Annotated in this window: 24 protein-coding genes; 18 read left to right on the top strand and 6 right to left on the bottom strand. The window is 42.9% G+C overall.

Annotated features, from left to right (window positions below; translation table 11 throughout):
* The first annotated feature begins 18 nt into the window (after nucleotides 1-18).
* Nucleotides 19-333, top strand: coding sequence for a hypothetical protein (locus ACFRAM_RS01420; RefSeq protein WP_379464238.1), 315 nt, complete (start codon nucleotides 19-21; stop codon nucleotides 331-333).
* An 82-nt stretch (nucleotides 334-415) separates the two neighbouring features.
* Here the strand turns inward: ACFRAM_RS01420 and ACFRAM_RS01415 are convergent, their stop codons facing one another.
* Complete coding sequence (locus ACFRAM_RS01415) at nucleotides 416-865, bottom strand: hypothetical protein (protein ID WP_379464237.1); 450 nt, start codon at nucleotides 863-865, stop codon at nucleotides 416-418.
* Between the two features lie 88 nt (nucleotides 866-953).
* Between ACFRAM_RS01415 and ACFRAM_RS01410 the strand changes: the two genes are divergently transcribed.
* The 9 genes from ACFRAM_RS01410 to ACFRAM_RS01370 all read left to right on the top strand — a co-directional run bounded on the left by ACFRAM_RS01410 (nucleotide 954) and on the right by ACFRAM_RS01370 (nucleotide 7147).
* Complete coding sequence (locus tag ACFRAM_RS01410) at nucleotides 954-1151, top strand: hypothetical protein (protein ID WP_379464236.1); 198 nt, start codon at nucleotides 954-956, stop codon at nucleotides 1149-1151.
* 24 nt (nucleotides 1152-1175) lie between these two features.
* Nucleotides 1176-1829, top strand: a complete 654-nt coding sequence (locus ACFRAM_RS01405) for a hypothetical protein (RefSeq protein ID WP_379464235.1) — start codon at nucleotides 1176-1178, stop codon at nucleotides 1827-1829.
* Between the two features lie 16 nt (nucleotides 1830-1845).
* Nucleotides 1846-2136 (top strand): hypothetical protein, encoded by a 291-nt coding sequence (locus ACFRAM_RS01400; RefSeq protein WP_379464234.1) that lies wholly within the window; start codon nucleotides 1846-1848, stop codon nucleotides 2134-2136.
* 143 nt (nucleotides 2137-2279) lie between these two features.
* A complete protein-coding gene (locus ACFRAM_RS01395; protein WP_379464233.1) occupies nucleotides 2280-3005 on the top strand; it encodes a hypothetical protein in 726 nt (241 codons plus the stop codon).
* A 418-nt stretch (nucleotides 3006-3423) separates the two neighbouring features.
* Nucleotides 3424-3963 (top strand): hypothetical protein, encoded by a 540-nt coding sequence (locus tag ACFRAM_RS01390; RefSeq protein WP_379464232.1) that lies wholly within the window; start codon nucleotides 3424-3426, stop codon nucleotides 3961-3963.
* Between the two features lie 66 nt (nucleotides 3964-4029).
* On the top strand, nucleotides 4030-4581 hold the full coding sequence (locus ACFRAM_RS01385; protein ID WP_379464231.1) for a tyrosine-type recombinase/integrase: 552 nt from the start codon (nucleotides 4030-4032) through the stop codon (nucleotides 4579-4581).
* A gap of 270 nt (nucleotides 4582-4851) precedes the next feature.
* Complete coding sequence (locus ACFRAM_RS01380) at nucleotides 4852-5901, top strand: YecA family protein (protein WP_379464230.1); 1050 nt, start codon at nucleotides 4852-4854, stop codon at nucleotides 5899-5901.
* Between the two features lie 187 nt (nucleotides 5902-6088).
* On the top strand, nucleotides 6089-6847 hold the full coding sequence (locus ACFRAM_RS01375) for a hypothetical protein (RefSeq protein ID WP_379464229.1): 759 nt from the start codon (nucleotides 6089-6091) through the stop codon (nucleotides 6845-6847).
* Between the two features lie 72 nt (nucleotides 6848-6919).
* Nucleotides 6920-7147 (top strand): hypothetical protein, encoded by a 228-nt coding sequence (locus tag ACFRAM_RS01370; protein WP_379464228.1) that lies wholly within the window; start codon nucleotides 6920-6922, stop codon nucleotides 7145-7147.
* 626 nt (nucleotides 7148-7773) lie between these two features.
* Here ACFRAM_RS01370 and ACFRAM_RS01365 read toward each other — a convergent pair.
* Together ACFRAM_RS01365 and ACFRAM_RS01360 are read right to left on the bottom strand one after the other, a co-directional pair.
* Entirely contained in the window at nucleotides 7774-8199 is a 426-nt protein-coding gene (locus ACFRAM_RS01365; protein ID WP_379464227.1) for a hypothetical protein, read from the bottom strand.
* Nucleotides 8200-8437: 238 nt separating this feature from the next.
* A complete protein-coding gene (locus ACFRAM_RS01360) occupies nucleotides 8438-8623 on the bottom strand; it encodes a hypothetical protein (RefSeq protein ID WP_379464226.1) in 186 nt (61 codons plus the stop codon).
* Between the two features lie 221 nt (nucleotides 8624-8844).
* On the opposite strand from ACFRAM_RS01360, the gene ACFRAM_RS01355 reads away from it, so the two are divergent.
* Nucleotides 8845-9123, top strand: coding sequence for a holin (locus tag ACFRAM_RS01355; protein WP_379464225.1), 279 nt, complete (start codon nucleotides 8845-8847; stop codon nucleotides 9121-9123).
* Between the two features lie 13 nt (nucleotides 9124-9136).
* On the opposite strand, the gene ACFRAM_RS01350 is transcribed toward ACFRAM_RS01355, so the two are convergent.
* Nucleotides 9137-9811 carry an SOS response-associated peptidase gene (locus tag ACFRAM_RS01350; RefSeq protein WP_379464224.1) on the bottom strand — a complete coding sequence of 225 codons (675 nt, stop codon included), beginning with the start codon at nucleotides 9809-9811 and terminating at the stop codon, nucleotides 9137-9139.
* A 447-nt stretch (nucleotides 9812-10258) separates the two neighbouring features.
* On the opposite strand from ACFRAM_RS01350, the gene ACFRAM_RS01345 reads away from it, so the two are divergent.
* Nucleotides 10259-10360 carry a sporulation protein YjcZ gene (locus ACFRAM_RS01345; RefSeq protein ID WP_175373271.1) on the top strand — a complete coding sequence of 34 codons (102 nt, stop codon included), beginning with the start codon at nucleotides 10259-10261 and terminating at the stop codon, nucleotides 10358-10360.
* 79 nt (nucleotides 10361-10439) lie between these two features.
* On the opposite strand, the gene ACFRAM_RS01340 is transcribed toward ACFRAM_RS01345, so the two are convergent.
* Both ACFRAM_RS01340 and lexA read right to left on the bottom strand, forming a co-directional pair.
* On the bottom strand, nucleotides 10440-10778 hold the full coding sequence (locus ACFRAM_RS01340; RefSeq protein WP_379464223.1) for a L,D-transpeptidase: 339 nt from the start codon (nucleotides 10776-10778) through the stop codon (nucleotides 10440-10442).
* A 162-nt stretch (nucleotides 10779-10940) separates the two neighbouring features.
* Nucleotides 10941-11567: a transcriptional repressor LexA gene (gene lexA / locus ACFRAM_RS01335; protein WP_066361701.1), complete on the bottom strand. Its 627-nt coding sequence runs from the start codon at nucleotides 11565-11567 to the stop codon at nucleotides 10941-10943.
* Between the two features lie 328 nt (nucleotides 11568-11895).
* Between lexA and ACFRAM_RS01330 the strand changes: the two genes are divergently transcribed.
* The 6 genes from ACFRAM_RS01330 (at nucleotide 11896) to metH (ending at nucleotide 18470) form a co-directional block, all read left to right on the top strand.
* Nucleotides 11896-12309 carry a LysM peptidoglycan-binding domain-containing protein gene (locus tag ACFRAM_RS01330; protein ID WP_379464222.1) on the top strand — a complete coding sequence of 138 codons (414 nt, stop codon included), beginning with the start codon at nucleotides 11896-11898 and terminating at the stop codon, nucleotides 12307-12309.
* 110 nt (nucleotides 12310-12419) lie between these two features.
* Entirely contained in the window at nucleotides 12420-12593 is a 174-nt protein-coding gene (locus tag ACFRAM_RS01325) for a DUF896 domain-containing protein (protein ID WP_379464221.1), read from the top strand.
* Nucleotides 12594-12674: 81 nt separating this feature from the next.
* Entirely contained in the window at nucleotides 12675-13193 is a 519-nt protein-coding gene (locus ACFRAM_RS01320) for a DUF502 domain-containing protein (RefSeq protein ID WP_379464220.1), read from the top strand.
* A gap of 42 nt (nucleotides 13194-13235) precedes the next feature.
* Nucleotides 13236-14021 (top strand): HAD family hydrolase, encoded by a 786-nt coding sequence (locus ACFRAM_RS01315; protein WP_379464219.1) that lies wholly within the window; start codon nucleotides 13236-13238, stop codon nucleotides 14019-14021.
* 470 nt (nucleotides 14022-14491) lie between these two features.
* Nucleotides 14492-14920, top strand: coding sequence for a FixH family protein (locus tag ACFRAM_RS01310; RefSeq protein ID WP_379464218.1), 429 nt, complete (start codon nucleotides 14492-14494; stop codon nucleotides 14918-14920).
* Between the two features lie 172 nt (nucleotides 14921-15092).
* On the top strand, nucleotides 15093-18470 hold the full coding sequence (metH, locus tag ACFRAM_RS01305) for a methionine synthase (RefSeq protein WP_379464732.1): 3378 nt from the start codon (nucleotides 15093-15095) through the stop codon (nucleotides 18468-18470).
* The last annotated feature ends 81 nt before the right edge of the window (nucleotides 18471-18551 follow it).

The following is an 18551-nucleotide window of genomic DNA, read 5'->3' as shown; positions in this document are numbered from 1 at the left end:
AGTACACGCGAAAAGGCATTGAATAACGAAGATTTGGGAATGAAATTCCCATCCTTTTTCAAAGGTACAGCCGAAGGATTCAAAGATGTTACTGATTATGTTGGTTCGGGACATTTCGACCCCACACCAGTACAGCCAGACATCAAACGCCAAGACAGAGTTAGATACACAGGTGATGTTCACAAGTTAACCAAAGGTACAGTTAGATGCGTATTCCAAAACGATAGTGGGCATTGGGCTGATGTATATGACAGAAATGGTGTGGCTGTACACACTGTGCGTTTAGACAAATTAGAGGTAATCAATCCTAATGAGTCACCCATTAAAGACTGAATCATTGTTGAAACCTTTGAATACCCCTCTTCAATGAGAGGGGCATTCAAAGGTTTCAGTGTGCGAGATTACAATTTATCTGCTAGAGGAAATAGCGTCGCTGTTGTTCCATATATTCGGCGAGTTCTTTATCCTGTTCAATAATTCTTGGATCATTATCTTCAAGCACGTTTACTAAATTTTCTTCGCCCACCTCAAAGAATTTGAGCAGGTTTTTGAAATCGGATTTTTTGCCAAAACGCATAATTTTTTCTCGCTCAAGAGTGAATTGAACATAAGCTGTATCATCAAATCTACCATCGGATTTATACAACAGTTCTCCAAGTCTCCGCGGCATATCATTGGTGGCTGAGATGTATATAATTTCTTTATCCTTGTTTTTAAGTATCAATACTCCTGCTTGGCATGGGATGTGATTTTCTAAACCAATCAAGGAGATTAGGTCACTCCATCCAAACTCTTTTATTGCTTCGTATTGATGACTAAGCATACTTCTGAATTCTGATTTAGATATATAAGGTAAGTTAGACATTAGGCAACTCCTCTATAATATTTTCATCACTTATTATTAATTCAATATTCAGGTTCACAAATCCTTTTTCTAAAATGAGGTCCAAACAATGTCAGCCAATAAACACTTTACAGTAGTTTGTGCAAAATCAAACGATGACTCACTCTTAATAGATGATTACGATCTCATAGATAAAGATCTGGAAGAGTGCCTACGCCTAGGACGCGAAGCCTACGGTATAACTGAAACTGATTTATCCGTAGTAAGACCGTATGAAATTCACTCTATACTGACAGTAAATATCTAATACTGCCGGAGAGGAGTTTTAACAATGATTGAGTTAATGCCTACAGTCTTAGATAACGAACACAACCCCAAAGATGACGTTGTTAAGATATCGAAGATATACCAGGTGCAGTTTTTTGAAAACCCAGACAGCGAGGATATTCGCAAAACCACCTGGCTGCTTAACAAATACAGAACCATACAAGGACTTGTAGAGGATTATGAATTCGCTCTGCAACAACGACTAGAGAACGGCATGAATGAACTGGATATGGCTGGAGTGGAGGGAGCAGTGAAACGCCTTGGGACAAGCGATCACATCTCCAATCTGCCAGCAAACGTCCTTATCGCAAAGGAACAACGGCATATCAACTACCTATTGTACAAGCGCATTACAGAAGCCGTAAGACATGCGGCAGCAAACATCATAGATCCTCACGAGAACAAGATCATTGAGCTACTCTTTGTCGGAGATCGGAAGTACCGATACAAAGAAGCAGTAGAATATATGAGAAGAGGATATAAGAAAGTAGCCTACGGCATCGAAGCAACCACACTTGCGGATAAACGCCGAAAAGCCATTGCTTCCCTGGCGAATACACTTCTCTTCAACGGCACGTTGGATTATGTTACTATCGATTATGGAAGAGGACGAAGCAAAGAAGGGGAAATCGGCCTTAGATCGCTCAATAATCGTTAGGTATAGGAGATTCGGTATGGAAAATGGATTGTTGTTAGATTTCGCTCCTGAATTAAGAAATGAATTGACAACGCTCGCTAAAACATTCCAAGTAACTACTCAAACGGTTAGACAGTATTGCTTAATGGCCGGTGGGATAGAAGAAACAAAAGAATTACTCGTATTTAGAGAGAAATTGATACCATTGACAAGCGCAACCGGAATGTTCAGTGAAGACATGCTCGAAAGAATGGTCCAGGAATTTAACAGCGAGATGAACGATGAAAAAATTAAGGACTTCCGTCGTTTGTTAGAGGAACAGTCATGAGAATAAATGTACACAACCGCGAAGGAGAGATACCTGGATCGGTTTTTGCATGTACCAAACATTTAATAAAGCAAATGATTTGAAGGAACTTGAAATGTGTTGTCGAACTTCTAAGTCAAACTAATTAAAGGAGGAACCTTATTTTGGAAGACAAACAAAAAGAAGTAGGTAACACGTATAAGCCGATGATTTGGCTTATAGTTACTGTTGTGCTGTTATGGGTAATTAATTTATTTACTGGGATTTGGTTAAAGGATGATGGCGGGACATTCGGAGATATGTTCGGGGCCGTGAACGCTTTGTTTTCTGGACTTGCATTTGCAGGATTAATATTTACTATAATGCTCCAGCGAAAGGACCTTGCACTACAATATCGAACGCTAGAGCTACAATTAAAGGAGATGAAAGAGCAAAGTGACTCGTCCAAGGAGACGACAAATCAACTTGAACGACAACAACAATTAACAAGTTATCAACTTATTCAGAGTAATGTCAATAATCTTATAAGTATAAAGAATTATGTTTTAGACAAATATAAGACTCGTTTAAATGGTGAGGTGCTTAGGGGTACAGAAGCGTTGGATGGATTGTTTTTTTCTCATTCACATAATGAAGAATATTTAAAAGGTGAGCTTGATGATTTCAATATTCAAAGATACATTGCAACTATAATTTATACACTCCAATTCATTTTAGATTCGGACATTGATGATAAGCAAAAACAAACCTTGGCCGATACCCTCAACCTTCAAACTTTAGACTCAGAAATAGTTCTTATTTATAGGAGTATCTCAGCTAAAAGTCAACACGAATTGGCCTTACTTAAGCGTTTTGGATTTAATAAAAGACATGAATACCTTTTTTTCTGAACCATTTGAATTATTAATATCTGTTGACATGAATATCCGCAGCGTAAGCACACTACATATCAATTAATATAAAAACAAGGAAGCAAGAGACTTCTGGAAACACTCCATATCTGGTTGCGGCAATCTGTGACGGGCATACACAACCGCAGCTCATACCCTTAACTCCTGGGCAACCGTGATCTCAGCGGTGAAAGATATGGATCGAGAGCGTTCAGTCCGGAAACACAAATGATTTCCGGACATTATAAAAACAGTCGATGGCCCTCTGCGGGGGGGAGTACTAAGGAGAACTCTTGATAAGAGTTCTATTCTCAAGCATTATCGGCTGTTTTTATGATTCTTCTATACTCATCCTCTGATGAAACCTTACATGCACACACGCGTATGATTCTGTATCAGATATAAAGGGGAGTCGTTAATGGATTTTTTATTAGACATTATAACAAGCGAGAAATTTTATTCCGGCCTCATCGGTATTTCTGGTAGTTTAATTGGCGGACTGTTTACTTTATGGGGAATAAGTTGGACGCTGAAAAGACAAGAAAAAGACAAGGAACTAGATAAGTTTCCCGGTCGCGTAAGTAATCTTCTCGAACTTAGTATACGAGCCTCTAACATGTTTATTAAGTTTAGAGAATTAATTTCTGTGAAACAATATGATCATGATAAACGCGGAGAGATTGAAAATGAAATAATAGATATGCTAAATACTACGTATAAGCTTTCTTCGAGTATAGATAATGTAACCTTTGAAAAGGCTGATATTCTGTATAAAGAAGTAAGAGAGACTCTTAACAAGATATCAAGATCTTTAATATCGGGGAGAAGCGAAAATACATATACTATGGTAGAAGAGATCAAAAAGAATCTCATGGAATTTTCCGAATTCGCTATAAATCGTAGAACGGAGTTAACTCAACAGTTCAGTAATAAACTTAAAAAGAGTAAACGTATCTGAAGCGCCTTTGGCGCTTTTTATTTTGCACAGGAAACAATTCCTTAACCAAATAGAGGAGGGGATCAAATGAAATTCGTGCAGCCAATACGTGACCCGGTAAAACTGAATGAGATCAAAGAGTATCTAAAAGAGCAGAATCCCAAAAACTACATTTTATTTCTCATTGGAATAAGCACCGGCTACAGAATATCTGATATCCTCAGATTGAAGGTAAAAGATGTAAAGGAGACACACATTACAATCCGACAGAAGAAAACAGGAAAAGTGAAGATGGTTCTTATCTGTAAATCATTACGAAGAGAGTTGGATCTTTATATTTCTAACATGTCGGATGCTGACTACCTATTCCCATCCCGAAATAGAAACGGCAGGAAACCTTCCCCGATCACTCGAAATATAGCCTATAAGATTATTCGGAATGCTGCTGCTGAATTCGGACTCAAAGACGTAGGTACGCACTCGATGAGAAAGACATTCGGATTCAAAATTTATCTTAAAATGAAGGACATAGCGTTACTAATGGATCACTTCAACCACGATGAAGAAAAGGTGACTTTGAGGTACATAGGCCTCTTTCAGGAAACTCAGGATGACGCTTTGGAGGACTTTGAATTGTAGTGAATTCACCTCAAACAGGAAACGATGAATTCAAACTTGGGAAAAGAATACAAAATCAGCATTGACAAGAGAAGATGGCTGTTTATGAATTACACACAATTAGTATTAAGATGATGTGACGATTAGAAGGAAGTAGTGGAAAGCTCAACAAATAAATATATCATGTTACCGTCTATAGGTGGCGTGAATATTAAAAGATAGTAGTGGATTTTCGTTTTATATTGTAGTATCAGATGTATAAACAAATCCAAATTTTAGGAGTGCACTAATATGTCTACAGCAAAAAAAATAGAAAGAAATGACCCCTGTTCTTGCGGAAGTGGAATAAAATACAAAAAATGTTGCTTGAACAAACCAAAACGCAAATTTATTTCTGAATTTGGATTGCACACTTATAGTTCGCATGCAACCATCTTTTATCCAAATGATATGAAAAAAATGAAATTTGAACGGGATTACCATATTTATATGATCCATTTAGTTCCTAAACTAAGGTTTGTAGAAGAAACTCTGATCGTAACCCAAGACAGCGTTAGTGTTGGGATAAGTGTAAAAACAGAGGCGGAAGAACATGTGGAACTATTCCAAATATTAAAAAAGAGCGAATATGATTACACGAAATTGACAATTGAATTTGATAAACCTTTAAAAACAATCTCAATTATAAATGAAAAAGGACATGGTTCTCGGATAAGAGCCCTTCCATTGTATTTAAAGCATACCAAAAATCCGTTAGATTGTGAGATATTATATGTGGGCCAGTCGTACGGCACTGACGGTAATAGATATGCAAAAGATCGTTTAAAGGCTCACAGTACTTTGCAGCAAATATTGGCAGATATAATGTTTGATGAACCTGTTAGAGATGTCGCTATCTCTATGTGGGAATTTACACCAAGGCTGTTAGCCACATTTGATGGAATCAGTAATAATTATTTGACGAGTGAAGAAAATGATAACGTGCATATGATGAATGTTTTAAATTCGCCTCAAAGTATACGATTAAACAATCAAATGATAACAATTACCGAAGCAGCTCTTATAAATTATTTCAAACCTGAATATAACGATAAGTATGTAAATAACTTCCCCGACCCCACTCACGTTTATAAAGATTACTATAATTTAGATTACAATTCTTTGGTAGTGGAGCTTGATACCGACACAATAGGTGGAAACCTTTTCTCAAAAAAAAGATACTATCAAATTTACGAACCAATTGAATACAATTTACATTTTGATGAAACTAGAAGAAGTATGTTTGACATGTTTGAAGAAAAAAAGGGTATAAAAGAAAAGGGGATGCCATTAAAAGTTTAGAAAAATGGTAATTAAAATATTGACTCTGAATAGAAAAATGAGATTCATTATATTCAAGCGAATTAAGACAATAAAGAAGGGAAAATACGTTTCTCCTTCTTTATTGTCTTAACTGAATGAAAGGTCAGTTAGCTAGTATTGGAGATGTTACAATAAAGAGGAATTAATAAAGAGAGGGTTGAATGAAATGTTGAATAAATTTAAAGGATTTCCTGATAAGAAAGATATGACATATTGGATAATAATTCTAGCAGTGATAACAGTTATGGTAGCGACTTGGCGAACTGACAGTCCTGGTATATTATCCGATCAATTATCACTTGGTGGGACGTTGTTATCTATAGTTTTGGCTGTTATTGCAATAATATTTTCTTTTATTCAGTCGTCGGATAGCTCAAGGCAAAGTTTAGACATGGTCGAAAAATTCTCGAACGTTACTAATACGATTAATTCATTAAATGACATTAGTCAAAATCTTGTTGAACAAAACAAATCACAAATTGACAAAATCATTCAGGTGGAAAATATAACCCGTGAGTTTAACGAAAAAATTACTGGATTAAAAGCTGACTCTGACGCTGACTTGAAGTCTAAAGATAATATAAGTGAAGTAAAACAAATTCAGGAAGAATATTTAGAACAAGTAAAGAACATATATGGGGATGAATTTCTTGGTGGAATAACTGTTTTTGGAAACCAGTCGTTGTATAATACGATAAAAGATATGTATGGAAATTCATGGGTCCATATACAAGTTCTTTGGACGGATTTACGTCAAAGAGGTATCAAGTTATCGTTAGTTGAATTAGAAGTTAGGCTTCAAAAGATGGCTAATGAGAACAAGCTAGCGATAACAAATAAGGGAGTACATATTGTTTTTAAATTATTGGATATAGAAAATCCCGTAGTAACACCGAATAAAACCAATGATATTATTAATCCATAGAAGTATGAACGAATACAGAAGGTCAGGAAACATTTCCTGCCTTCTATTTTTATGTTTGGAGGAGGTGGAATCTTGAAATGGTACTATAAAGCCATATATTCATTCGCAAATGAAGTGCTTCCAGAATCGGTAAAGCGTCAGATGATGGGCGTGGGTAGAGTAACAGTAAACAGCAACTCAAACTCATGGGGCATTTTCAACTGGTTACAAAAGAAATACCAGCAGGCCCATAACATTGACTTAACCAAACTGCAGAACCATACAGCAGAAGAGCTGCTGGAGCTGCTAATTTCCATCTAGACAATTCACATGCCTTATACACCTATCTACGGATGGGAGATACAGAACTAACATTCACAGCCAAAAAGGATGGAGGTAATGATGAGTCTTGACAACAAGTTCTGGATGCACTGAAGAATATACTGGAAGAACCATTACCTTCACCTGGTTATCAGCATGGTCGATCATTGGATAAACTAGACACCGTTCAAAGAATGATGATCATGGTTCGTGGGGCGTGTGCCGGGGAAGTAGTACTGAATGAATGATATAACGATGTTATCGACATTGTGCATTAACACTTAATTGGCCACAGGCCTCAAAACACTGCTTTCACAATAATCTAGTCAGATACCCCAATGTAATGCCAATTGCCTCAAGCTAAAATGCGAATTGACATTTTGACCAGCGTGCCAAAAAGTCTACATACAAACCATAAGCGATAACTCAAAAAACAGAAAACCCCCGTTATCCGCTTGTAGGGTGGCTACGTTAGACAAGGGAGGTAGCGAAATGAGCCGGAAATATGGTTGGCTGACTGCGGTTGTGCTTTTAATTATCCTTGCTGCATGTGTTATCGGATGGATCGGAATGAGCTTCAATTCATAATTCTTTAGGTAGTTGACTTTAAGGAAGCTATTTGGAACTTACTTCACTTTCTCCAACTTAAAAGTAAACTGCCACTTCGCAGTGTTCCCGGAATAACGTCCACGGTTCTCGACAACGGTTACGTTCAGCTTCTTGGTCACGCTAGTTTTAATGGAGGAGACTTTAACGGAGGCGCTGGCTTCGCCGTCATCCGGGTACTTGTCTTGTTCCTGTGCTTCTGCATGAAGTTTGATTGATCCGGCAGCATTGGCGCTAACCGTCACGCTTTCCCCGTCATTAAGTTCTTTGCCATTAACAAAACCGCCCCACCACCATTCATTGCCCACATGATTGTTCTCCACTAATTTAGCTTCCACAAATGTGACTTTAATCTTTACAGTGTTACCAGCTGCGAACAGGGGCTGGGTACTCAACACGAAAATAAGAACGAACAACAAACTAAATCTAGCGATTTTCCGTAACATATACTCACCTTTCCAATTATAGGGTTTCCCTAAATATAGCATCTCTATGTCTATAGTTCTATATACATAGGAAAATATTTCGAAATGATAGGACTTTAGGGTGATTAGTAGATGGGAATAAAAAATTGTGGAGAGGATGAGGTTTGCGAGAGAGATGCGGGTGTAAGCACATGCCGCGGACCCCTCAAGACTGGCCTTGAAGGGTTCTTTTGGAAGTAACGGCATCTGTTAGCATCTGTTAATCCATCAGGTCATACATTGCGTTCATAAAGTAAGCGACTTCTATCTCCGCGTCCTGTTCGTCCATTCCCAACAAATCCACCATAAATGAATAGAAGCGCTCGAAAATATCCCCCGGCTTGAACTGCTCCTCCGGATGTCTAATTGAGTAATCGAGATATTGCTGAATCATGATTCCCCACATCGAACCTGCACCTCCTCATTCTTAGGAGTAATCTAACGCGGTTATGACGCTTAGTGTTATGCATGGCATTTTTCTTACGGCTAGCATTTTTGCAATATAGTATGCTGACAAGACAAATATTTGTATGCGGAACGGTATATTTTTGGAGAGAGGCCTTGATTATTGAGCATGTACCGCTTGAGTGAGGAATAGGAATAGAAGAGCAGAAAGGGGAGAGGTGGATGGAGAATCAGAATTTAACGAATGTTCTGGCCTTTGCATCTCTGTTGTCTGTCTTCGTGTTGACAGGGGTACAGCTGGTGAAAGTAACGGTGAAGGTTCCCAAGAATATTTTACCGTTAATCGGTGTAATTGTAGGGATGCTTATTGGAGCGGCAGCTTATCCGTTCACAGATATGGAACTCGTGCTGCGGTTATGGGCGGGGGCGTTGGCGGGTTTATCCGCTACAGGACTGTTCGAACTGGCCTTTAACAACCGGAATGGAAATACTAAGGAGTAAGTTAAGGGGGCTGCTAGTTGGCAGCCTCTTTCAATAGTTCGGGATAATCATTTTTGACATTACCGACAGCAGGGTCTACGGGGTATGCTCTCATTTTGGCAGATTCATAAGGCTTAAGCAGCTTTAATAAATTCTGGACATCGTGGTTGTCCCGTCCGAGCCAGTCGCTTTCATCTTCCGGTCGCAGAATAACAGGCATTCGGTCATGAATCTCTGCCATTAATGTATTGGGAGTGGTTGTGATAATCGTGCAGGTGGCCAGCTTCTGGCCTTTCGGGTCCATCCATATATCATATAGAGCAGCCATAGAGAAAATACTGCCGTCCGACATGCCGATTCTCATGGGCTGTTTGCGACCGTCTACCTGTTTCCAATCATAATAGCCGTCAGCTGGGATCAGGCACCGTCGTGACGCCACGAGTTTCTTGAACGAGGCTTTCTCCAATAAAGACTCCCCGCGGGCGTTGATCATCTTGTTGCCAATCTTGTCGTCCTGCGCCCAGGATGGGACAAGGCCCCAACGCAGTTCACCGATTCGGTTGCCGGTGCCTGTATGAATCACAGCCGGTATATGCTGCATGGGAGCGGCATTGTATCTGGGGGCATAATGAAGGATACTGGCGTCATTCGTAAGATATCTCAACATTAGTTCTTCAATAGAAACTGTAATGGTGTAACGTCCACACATGATGAAAGCCCTCCGAACATTAGTTTTTATCAGTGTACTATACTTCCGCGCCAGAAATAAATAAGATCTACCTTTGTGTGGACCTTTTACATTTCCCTCAAATGTAAGCTTTCACCTCTAATACAGGAGTACATTTTCTTTTCCAATTTGCCCATACTTCGTAGGGTATTGTTACATATTCTGTTCTGTAGTCATTAATCTGAAGGAGGAATTCACATGGGTGCAGAACATTGTGGACCGGTAGTAAGTCCTTGGACATCTACAGGAACGATTTTGGTGCTTTACATTCTGCTTGTGATCATTTTGAGTATTTGCTGGATTTAATGAAGAGAAAACTGAACTAATCTGACAATAAGTTAGCCGGGAAGAAAAATCATCTTATCTCAAGGGCGGATCTTTTGTTACTGCAAAATTTGGTGTCTTCATAAAAAAAAGGAGGAATTACTCATGGGTCAATATGCTGGAGGATACGGTTTGGGCACATCTACTGCTGCAATCTTGGTTCTTTTCATCTTGTTGGTTATCATCACTAAATCTTTCTGGCTTTAATTTGATTGCGTCTCCATGTTCAAGCCGTCAGACATTGTCTGACGGCTTTTTGCATTTCGAATCTTCTGACACTGGGAGCTTAACGCCGTATAGTCACCTGAGTCCCAATTGGAACCAGCGCAGCAAGTGTCAGCACATCTTGATTAAACATACGAATACACCCATGTGAGACCTGATGTCCGATGGAAGAAGGATCGTTCGTCCCGTGAATGCCATAATGCGGCTTGGAAAGTCCCATCCAGAATACCCCGAATGGGCCCCCGGGATTGGGCTGTTTGTTAATGATCGTATAATCTCCCTCTGGTGTTGTGGTCAGCATGGTTCCGATTCCAACAGGGAAACCTCTGACTACAGAATCGTTGTCCAGCAAATAAAGCATCCGTTGTGTCAAATCGACGATAATTCGGTAATTGGGCATAGGATCAGCACTCCTTTGATATCAGGATATGTGCGGAGTAGGGGTGCCGTTAATGCGAAGTGTTGTTGAAAATAAAAAGGTTATCACAGTGAGAGAGTATGAATAAACAAAAGACTGCTCCGCGTAACGGAACAGTCTTCTAAATAGAGAATTATTGATGAGTTAGTGGACATCCCGGAACAATCCGATGACCTTGCCCAGAATGCTTACCCGATTCAGGCGCAGTGGCTCATAGGACGGATTCTCTGGCTGGAGACGAATATGATCGCGTTCCTTATAAAAGGTCTTGACGGTAGCTTCATCGTCTTCAGTCATAGCGACAACAATATCACCGTTATCTGCGGTTTGCTGCTGGCGCACAATGACATAATCGCCGTTCATAATACCAGCATCGATCATACTGTCACCAAGAACAGAGAGCATGAACACTTTGTTGTCACCAACGTAATGCGTTGGGAGCGGGAAATAGTCCTCGATGTTCTCCGTTGCGGTGATAGGCACCCCGGCGGTAACCTTACCTACAACAGGAACACGAGTAATCGTCTGGGCAAATTGATGGACATTCTCCGAGTCTTCCTGGCCAAGCAGTTCAATGGCACGCGGCTTTGTCGGATCCCTGCGGATCAGGCCTTTCTTCTCAAGACGGTCCAGATGACCGTGCACCGTGGAACTGGAGGCGAGGCCTACAGCTTCCCCGATTTCCCGTACGGAAGGAGGATAACCCTTGCTGCGGACTTCGTTACGTATAAATTCCAGGATCGCCAGCTGGCGACTCGAAATCTTTGACATCAGAATCAACCCCATATAGTAATGTTTGGGAAAATTATAACATAGAACTGTCGTTCGCACAAACATAAGTTCTAACGTTATCAATAGTTTAAGAGAAGCGAACAAGGATGAGAACAGTAGGGAGAATGGTATATTCAATAATTGACTAGTACGTTGAGGGAATGAGCAAGATCGGCAAGGGAAATAAGCACATCAGGATCATTTTTTGCATCCAAAAAGGCAATTTAAAAAGAGGGGAACAATTGTTCGAAAATAGTATTGATCAAAACACATGTTCGTGTTATATTGTTTTTGAAAGTAAGAACAAGTGTTTGGAGGATGATGAATCATGTTAAAGTACAGTACATACCATAGCATCTATGACGAGGGTACAGAAGTTGACTCTGCAGGACAAACTTTAGGTTCCGGAATAATAAATAGAATTCAAGAAATCCCCAAGGTGCTGTCGAAAGGATTAAGTCCGTTGTTTAGAACATTTAACTTCTATAAGATAGCTCTTTTTTTGCTGCTGATTGTTGCAGGATTTACTGTAGTAGGTAATGTGTTTGCTGGTCCCGTCAATCTTGCGAAGCAAGAGAAGAAGATTGTTGTTGCACCTGGAGACACACTCTGGAGCATTGCTCTCAAGAATAAACCGGCCAAGATGAAGACAGCCGTATATATAGAAGGAATTAAACGATCGAGCCAATTGACCGACAGTCATATTCGAGCAGGAGATATTATAACAGTGCCGTTATTTTAAGAACTTCATGATCATAGATAGGAACATCAGAGAGCTTGCAGGGGGTAAACCTTGACAAGCTCTTTTTCTCATGGCAAAGTTAGAATGAATTTATTAGGGAGGCGAAATCTTTGGATATAGATGTATTGGTTGCACGAATTAATGAACTGGCACGCAAGCAGAAGAGCGAAGGCCTGAATGAAGAGGAAACGGCTGAACGCGCTAAGCTCCGTGAAATTTACCTGGGTAACATCCGCCGTAATTTTCGGTCCCAACTGGATACCATTGAATTCGTAGATAAATAAGCGCTGAACAAGGAGCAGAGGCTTCGTATGAACCCTCTGTTTCTTTTCATAGATATTTCAGGATGACTAGGGGGAAATGACATGGCCCGTTCTTGGGAAAGAATGGTTCAACGCAATTCACAGCAACTCAATAAGCAAAGAAAGAAACAGGGGAAGGATGCTATTCATTCCGCGAACTCCACTACAAAGACCAGCGATGTATTCAAGGGTCGCAATATCGTATTGCCCGTTGCTCTCGTTGCGCTAGGTGTGCTGTATTGGATCATCGGCACTCTGGATCAAAGTGGAGGTAGCGTCTTCATGCACTGGCTAGGCGTTGGGTTGTACTTGCTGCTGGCAGTTATGCTGTATTTCCGTCGTCCTTTCCTGAAGGTAGAGCGGAACAGATTATCCACTATCAAATTCAACCGCGAACGTTGGCTGCCTGCTACCGATATTGAGAAAATCACAGTCTCGCGTAGTGCTGTCACGATTAAGTATAAAGGCAAACGTACCACTTGGATGTTCTCCAAGCTGATTAACCGTTATGACACGGCTGCGATGGGCGAACGACTGCAAGAATTCGGTAAGGTCAACAACATTCCGGTAGAGCAATTGTAAACAATAGAGAGCAGTTCACTTCAGGGAGAGGGAGTTACTTAAATGCCGATTACCGCTGTACTGTTTGATTTGGACGATACGCTGCTTTGGGATGAACGCAGTGTTGAGGAATCGTTCCTTTCCGCTTGTGAGGGTGCAGGAGACGCTGTGAATCACCATGAGTTGGAAGCTGCTGTACGTAGAGAAGCCAGAGGTTTGTATGAATCCTATGAGACTTTTCCGTTTACCAAAATGATTGGGATTAACCCGTTTGAAGCGCTTTGGGCCAACTTCAGTGCTGGTGAACAGCCTGAATTCCGTCAGTTGGAACAGCTGGCACCGGTCTACCGCAAAGAGTCTTGGCGCCGGGGGCTGGCATCGCTTGGTGTAGATGACGAAGTCCTTGCTGAGACGCTCGCGGCCAAGTTTGCATCTGAACGCCGCAGCCGTCCTTATATGTACGAAGAGACCTTGCAGGTATTGGATCAGCTACGCGGAAAAGTGAAGCTGTTGTTGCTAACCAACGGTTGTCCTGCCCTTCAGCAAGAGAAACTGGACGGGGTGCCGGAACTGATTCCTTATTTTGATCATATTGTGATCTCTGGCAGTTTTGGCAAAGGCAAACCGGATACTTCGATTTTCGAGCATGCCCTTGGCTTGCTGGACATTGCGCCGGAGCAGGGCATCATGGTCGGTGACAAGCTGACTACCGATATTCTCGGCGGCTTGAGTACAGGACTTACGACCGTCTGGATTAACCGTACCGGTAAGGACAAAGATCCGGCGATTACGCCGGACTATGAAATCGGACATCTAGCGGAGCTGCTTCCGCTGGTACAAACTCTGTAAGGAACTTTTTTGTTTAGAGCCGCCTCCTGAAGTAGATTTTCTACGGATGGGGCGGCTTTTTCTATTACTAGTATGTTAATAAAGCAGTCTTTCCTTCCTGAAAAAATGTAAATAATGTGTATAATAGAAAGAGAATTATTACACCGAGGGCTCCATGCAGCAATGTTTGATGCTATAAAAGATGATTAAAAGAGATTAACAAAAAGCGAGTAGGAACGGAGGGGAAGATTGGAACTGTAGGAGCGATAGCGTTCGTCTGAAAGCTTTCCGAAAGAAAGCTAGCATCGAAAGCATAAACTGTCACCGGATTTCAACCGCCATAAGCGGTACAAATGAAAGAATTCTGGGGACAACAGTGACCGAAAGTCCAAACTTCACCGGAGTGACGCCGAGCCTTACGTTCGTATCTTAAACTCATCTTACATAGCAACTCTAGTAATAAGATAACCATTATATCAGGAGGGCTTCAGATGTTGAACCCGAGGAAAACGGTCTCATTATTAGGTATTGCATTCACATTGCTACTGGCAGGCTGCGCCTCCGGAACAGGTGGGGGAGGGCATGCCGGTCATTCTGTAGATATGTCTATGGAGCCGATCAAAGTAGAACTGGACTGGAGTCCGGCTGAAGTTACAGTGAGCAGTCCGGTTACATTCGAAGCTACGGTAACCCAGGAAGGTAAACCTGTGGATGATGCCAGGGAAGTGCTTTTTGAAATCGTCAACAAAGAGGGTAAGACTGAAAAAATGGAACTAAAAGGCTCTTCGGCAGGAGACGGGAAGTACACCGCAGAAGGAACCTTTGCCGAGGAAGGGCTTTACAATGTGACCTCTCATGTAACCGCACGGACACAGCATTCCATGCCAAGCAAGGAGCTTTCCGTTAAGCCATTGCCATAATTACGATAGCATGACTTGAACAACGATGAATCGGCAGAGACGGAAGGAAGACTTTCCGAATTCCCTTTATTCTGCTAAACTTACTCTAATGTTTTACTGGGGGGATAGGAACGTGGCTAAATATACACTTGCAGAGAGCTTACAGCAACGCATTTTGATTCTTGATGGCGCAATGGGGACCATGATCCAGCAGGTCCCGCTTACTGGAGAAGATTTTGGTGGAGAAGAACTGGACGGTTGTAATGAAATGTTGGTGCTTACAAGGCCAGAAGTTATTCAGACGATCCATGAGCAGTACCTGGAAGCAGGTGCTGATCTCATCGAAACCAATACATTTGGAGCTACATCAGTCGTTCTTGCGGAGTATGATATTCCGCAGCGGGCACGTGAGATTAACCTGGCAGCCGCCAAACTGGCGCGCAATGCTGTCGAAAAGTATGAGACTCCAGATCACCCGCGTTATGTAGTTGGTGCTATGGGTCCTACAACGAAGACTTTGTCGGTAACCGGCGGTGTCACGTTTGCGGAACTGGTGGACAGTTATGAGGAACAGGCAGTTGCCTTGATCGATGGTGAAGTCGATGTGCTGCTGCTAGAGACCTCACAGGATACCCTGAATGTTAAAGCGGGCAGTATCGGCATCCGTAATGCTTTTGAGAAAACCGGTATTACACTGCCTGTTATGATTTCGGGTACGATTGAGCCGATGGGCACAACGCTCGCTGGGCAGAATATCGAAGCCTTTTATATTTCACTGGAGCATTTGAAACCGATCTCTGTTGGCCTCAACTGTGCGACCGGACCAGAGTTCATGCGCGATCACATCCGGACGCTGTCGGATATTTCATCATCTGCCATCAGTTGCTACCCCAATGCGGGTCTGCCGGACGAGAACGGGCATTATCATGAATCGCCGGATTCACTCGCCCGCAAGATTGGTGCTTTTGCCGAAAAGGGCTGGCTTAATATTGCTGGCGGTTGCTGCGGAACGACACCGGAACATATCCGGGCCATGGTTGAGGAATTGTCGAAATTCCCGCCGCGTGAGCTGAACGGCACTCATCCGCCCGCTTTGTCGGGGATTGATCCAGTCTATGTCGAGGATGGTAACCGTCCTTACATGGTCGGAGAGCGTACGAATGTACTGGGCTCGCGGAAGTTCAAGCGTCTGATCGTGGAAGGGAAGTATGAGGAAGCTTCTGAAATTGCTCGGGCTCAGGTCAAGAGTGGTGCACAGGTAGTCGACGTCTGCGTACAGGACCCTGACCGTGACGAGAGCGAAGATATCAAGGAATTCTTGGAGCTTGTGGTCAAGAAGGTTAAAGTTCCGCTGATGATTGACACCACAGACCCGAAGGTTATTGACCTTGCCTTGCAGTATTGCCAGGGTAAAGCGATCATTAACTCCATTAACCTTGAAGATGGTGAAGAAAAATTCGAGCATGTTACACCTTTGATTCATAAATATGGTGCTGCTATTGTTGTCGGAACAATTGATGAGAGTGGGCAAGCGATCAAGGCGGTCGACAAGCTGGCGGTAGCGAAACGTTCCCATGATCTGCTCGTGAACAAGTATGATCTGTCATCGGAAGATATAATTTTTGATACGCTGGTGTTCCCGGTTGGGACAGGGGATGAGCAGTACATCGGTTCCGCGAAGGAGACGATTGACGGGATTCGCATGATCAAAGAAGCATTGCCTTCTGTTCATACGATCCTCGGGATCAGTAACGTTTCATTTGGTCTGCCTGAAGCAGGGCGTGAGGTGTTGAACTCTGTGTTCCTGTATGAATGCACTAAGGCTGGACTCGACTACGCTATTGTGAATACCGAGAAGGTGGAGCGTTATGCTTCTATCCCCGAAGCTGAGCGAATCTTGGCTGAGCAACTGATCTACAATACTAACGATGATACGCTATCCGCTTTTGTCGCTGCCTTCCGTGGCAAGAAAGTCGAGAAAAAGGAGAAGATCTCCAATCTCTCGTTGGACGAGCGTCTGGCTTCTTATGTGGTTGAAGGAACGAAGGAAGGTCTGATTCCCGATCTGAACGAGGCGCTGACTAAAGCGTCGCCGCTGGAGATTATTAACGGCCCTCTAATGGCCGGAATGTCTGAGGTCGGAAGATTGTTTAACAACAATGAACTAATCGTGGCTGAGGTGCTGCAGAGCGCGGAAGTCATGAAGGCTTCGGTTGGACATCTGGAGCAGTTTATGGAGAAGGACGAGACTGCGGTAAAAGGAAAGATCATGCTGGCCACCGTCAAAGGGGATGTGCATGACATTGGCAAAAACCTGGTGGAGATCATCCTGTCCAACAATGGTTACCAGATCGTCAATTTGGGTATAAAAGTACCACCGGAAAACATCATCGAGGCGTTCCGGCGTGAAAAAGCAGACGCTATCGGCCTCTCTGGCCTTCTGGTGAAGTCAGCTCAGCAAATGGTGCTGACCGCACAGGATTTGCGGAACGCTGGTATCGATGTGCCGATCATGGTCGGCGGTGCCGCGTTGACACGCAAATTTACCAAGACTCGCATTCGTCCGGAATATGATGGACTGGTGCTGTACGCCAAGGACGCCATGGACGGACTGGACATTGCCAACCGGCTTATGAATCCGGAGGAACGGGCCAAGATTGAAGAAGAGGTTCGTGCCGAAGCTGAAGCAGGTGCTACTGTAGCGGTGAAGACAGAACTGCCGAAGCTGACCCGTGCGGTTCGCTCGAATATCTCACCAGATGCTCCGGTCTTTACGCCACCGGATCTGGAGCGTCATGTCCTGCGCAATTATCCGCTGGGGCATATCGTTCCTTATGTGAACATGCAGATGCTGCTGGGTCACCATCTTGGACTTAAGGGTTCGGTGGAAAACTTGCTCGCTGCAGGGGACAAGCGTACAGTGGATCTAAAGGCGACCGTAGATGATATTCTGCATCAGGCGATGGTGAACGGGACGATTACACCACATGCGATGTACCGTTTCTTCCCGGCCCAGTCTAAGGGCAATGATATTCTGATCTACGATCCGCAGGATACCTCCAAGGTGCTGCATACCTTTACCTTCCCTCGCCAAGGGGTTGAGCCATTCTTGTGTCTGGCCGACTTCTTGAAGCCTGTGGATAGCGGCATTATGGATTATGTAGGATTCCTTGTAGTGACGGCAGGACACGGCGTTCGCGAAATGTCCACGGAGCTGAAGGATAGAGGAGATTATCTGCGCTCCCACGCACTGCAGGCAGTTGCTCTAGAGGTGGCGGAAGGTCTGGCGGAGCGTGTCCATCATATGATGCGGGATACTTGGGGCTTCCCGGATCCGGCGGATCTGACCATGAAGCAACGTCATGGCGCCCGTTATCAAGGAATTCGTGTTTCCTTCGGGTACCCGGCCTGCCCGGATCTGGAAGATCAGGGGCCGCTGTTCAAATTGATGTCTCCTGAAGATATCGGCGTTGAGCTGACCGAGGGCTTCATGATGGAACCGGAAGCTTCTGTATCTGCGATGGTATTCGCGCATCCTGAAGCGCAGTATTTTAACGTAGAGAAGCAGTAATTTCTTCTTGATGATAGCCGGAATGAGGGTGATTATAAATCCTCCCCGGCGAAGCCTCCCGGTTACGGGAGGTTTTTTGCT

It is taken from the genome of Paenibacillus sp. NPDC056722 (genome assembly GCF_042790635.1).
Classification (GTDB): Bacteria; Bacillota; Bacilli; order Paenibacillales; family Paenibacillaceae; genus Paenibacillus_AQ; species Paenibacillus_AQ agri.
This window is presented reverse-complemented; position numbering and strand designations above follow the sequence as displayed.

Excerpts from the sequence above, each read along its gene's own strand:
- ACFRAM_RS01320 (WP_379464220.1), top strand. The coding sequence starts at position 12,675 with ATGGCCCGTTCTTGGGAAAGAATGGTTCAACGCAATTCACAGCAACTC.
- ACFRAM_RS01310 (WP_379464218.1), top strand. The coding sequence starts at position 14,492 with ATGTTGAACCCGAGGAAAACGGTCTCATTATTAGGTATTGCATTCACA.
- ACFRAM_RS01365 (WP_379464227.1), bottom strand. The coding sequence starts at position 8,199 with ATGTTACGGAAAATCGCTAGATTTAGTTTGTTGTTCGTTCTTATTTTC.
- ACFRAM_RS01360 (WP_379464226.1), bottom strand. The coding sequence starts at position 8,623 with ATGTGGGGAATCATGATTCAGCAATATCTCGATTACTCAATTAGACAT.
- lexA (WP_066361701.1), bottom strand. The coding sequence starts at position 11,567 with ATGTCAAAGATTTCGAGTCGCCAGCTGGCGATCCTGGAATTTATACGT.
- ACFRAM_RS01385 (WP_379464231.1), top strand. The coding sequence starts at position 4,030 with ATGAAATTCGTGCAGCCAATACGTGACCCGGTAAAACTGAATGAGATC.
- ACFRAM_RS01355 (WP_379464225.1), top strand. The coding sequence starts at position 8,845 with ATGGAGAATCAGAATTTAACGAATGTTCTGGCCTTTGCATCTCTGTTG.
- ACFRAM_RS01340 (WP_379464223.1), bottom strand. The coding sequence starts at position 10,778 with ATGCCCAATTACCGAATTATCGTCGATTTGACACAACGGATGCTTTAT.
- ACFRAM_RS01350 (WP_379464224.1), bottom strand. The coding sequence starts at position 9,811 with ATGTGTGGACGTTACACCATTACAGTTTCTATTGAAGAACTAATGTTG.
- ACFRAM_RS01315 (WP_379464219.1), top strand. The coding sequence starts at position 13,236 with ATGCCGATTACCGCTGTACTGTTTGATTTGGACGATACGCTGCTTTGG.
- metH (WP_379464732.1), top strand. The coding sequence starts at position 15,093 with ATGGGGACCATGATCCAGCAGGTCCCGCTTACTGGAGAAGATTTTGGT.
- ACFRAM_RS01415 (WP_379464237.1), bottom strand. The coding sequence starts at position 865 with ATGTCTAACTTACCTTATATATCTAAATCAGAATTCAGAAGTATGCTT.
- ACFRAM_RS01380 (WP_379464230.1), top strand. The coding sequence starts at position 4,852 with ATGTCTACAGCAAAAAAAATAGAAAGAAATGACCCCTGTTCTTGCGGA.
- ACFRAM_RS01410 (WP_379464236.1), top strand. The coding sequence starts at position 954 with ATGTCAGCCAATAAACACTTTACAGTAGTTTGTGCAAAATCAAACGAT.
- ACFRAM_RS01390 (WP_379464232.1), top strand. The coding sequence starts at position 3,424 with ATGGATTTTTTATTAGACATTATAACAAGCGAGAAATTTTATTCCGGC.
- ACFRAM_RS01375 (WP_379464229.1), top strand. The coding sequence starts at position 6,089 with ATGTTGAATAAATTTAAAGGATTTCCTGATAAGAAAGATATGACATAT.
- ACFRAM_RS01400 (WP_379464234.1), top strand. The coding sequence starts at position 1,846 with ATGGAAAATGGATTGTTGTTAGATTTCGCTCCTGAATTAAGAAATGAA.
- ACFRAM_RS01345 (WP_175373271.1), top strand. The coding sequence starts at position 10,259 with ATGGGTCAATATGCTGGAGGATACGGTTTGGGCACATCTACTGCTGCA.
- ACFRAM_RS01330 (WP_379464222.1), top strand. The coding sequence starts at position 11,896 with ATGTTAAAGTACAGTACATACCATAGCATCTATGACGAGGGTACAGAA.
- ACFRAM_RS01405 (WP_379464235.1), top strand. The coding sequence starts at position 1,176 with ATGATTGAGTTAATGCCTACAGTCTTAGATAACGAACACAACCCCAAA.